Origin of the sequence: Nonomuraea lactucae (assembly GCF_003313395.1) — a bacterium.
Classification (GTDB): domain Bacteria; phylum Actinomycetota; class Actinomycetes; order Streptosporangiales; family Streptosporangiaceae; genus Nonomuraea; species Nonomuraea lactucae.
This window is the reverse complement of the sequence record NZ_QNFZ01000466.1, coordinates 1-1,210: the sequence shown is the minus strand read 5'-3', so window position 1 is coordinate 1,210 and position 1,210 is coordinate 1. Positions and strand designations below refer to the sequence as shown.

At 73.0% G+C, this 1,210-nt stretch carries 1 protein-coding gene and 1 pseudogene; both read left to right on the top strand.

Going from position 1 to position 1,210, the window contains the following annotated elements; all coding sequences use genetic code 11:
• Nucleotides 1–319: ATP-binding domain-containing protein (locus DQW85_RS22700; protein ID WP_162795251.1), on the top strand; the 319-nt coding region annotated here is incomplete at its 5' end.
• Nucleotides 320–911: 592 nt separating this feature from the next.
• Nucleotides 912–1,210 (top strand): annotated as a pseudogene (locus DQW85_RS45995) (hypothetical protein); the annotation flags it as partial.

Genomic DNA, 1,210 nt, shown 5'->3' with positions numbered 1-1,210 from the left:
GGCGGTCGCGGGCACCGTGGACGGGGCCGCGGTGGTCGCGCCGGGCTCCGGCCGGAGCGGGGGAGCGGCGGCCCTCGACGCGCCCGTCGCCGTGATGGGCGTCGCGGACGCCAAGGGCCTGGAGTTCGACTCGGTCATCGTCGCCGAGCCGGGGCTCATCGCGTCCCAGTCGCCGCGCGGGCTGAGCGACCTGTACGTGGCGCTGACCCGGGCCACGCGGCGGCTCGGGATCGTCCACGGGGAGCCGCTGCCGGGGGAACTGGCGGCGGCGTTCCAGGGTCTGCCGCGCCGCGAACATGTGCCGACAAATGGCCTCTAACCCGCTTTGGCGAGGCAGGCCAAGCATGTCCTACCTGCGAAAACTTGATGTTTCTGCTGATCGGGACACGGTTGACATCTGAGGTGGAGTCGGTAGTTTGCTGCGCAGTCCAGCACGGGACTTGGCCGGTTGGCCGTCTCTGACATCGTCGGATCCTGCGTCCGTGACGGAGCGTGACTCCGTCCACACAGCCAGGTGCAGGGCCGTCGGTCCGTCGAGTCGGGGCACCCCAGCCGGGCGGGGGGTTGGACCCGGGACGGGCCCGGGAGCCCAGTAGACAACGGAATTCCGCGCTCGCCGCCGACGAGACGGGTCCGGTCCGAAGGGTTTCCGGGCCCTCTTCCCGCTCTCGTGCGCAGGATCGCCATCAGCGCGGGTGATCCCACGGCCTCGTCGTCCGCGGGATCACCCAGCCGCTCCACCTCCGGCTCCACCGCGATCCCCGCCCTCCGCCCGGCTGTCCCGCCGTTCCGTCTCCTGCCTTGCTGTCTCTTTCCGCGATCCTGCTGTGCCGCGGCTGCCTGACGGCTGCTCGGGAGCGGTAGCGTTTCGACTTACAGGCGTGTGCGCATCCCAGGGGGCAGACGGAGTGGTGCAGGACAGGACGGGCCTACCGCCCACGACGGGCGATCCCGCACGCCCCTACCCACCCGCTGGGCGGGCACCCGCCTCCGCGAACGAGACCCCCGCGAACGAGACCCCCGCGACAGGCAAGGAAGCCCCGGTCGCCGAGGAGGCCCTCGCAGCGACGGAAGCCTCCGCGGCGACGAAGGAGGCTCCTGTCGCCCAGGAAGGGGCCGCCGGGCGGGAGGGCGCGCCGGAGGCGCGGGCCGGTGGGCCGGAGGCGCGCAGGGTGCTTCTCGCGCGGGTGGCGGCTGCCGTGGCCGGTGG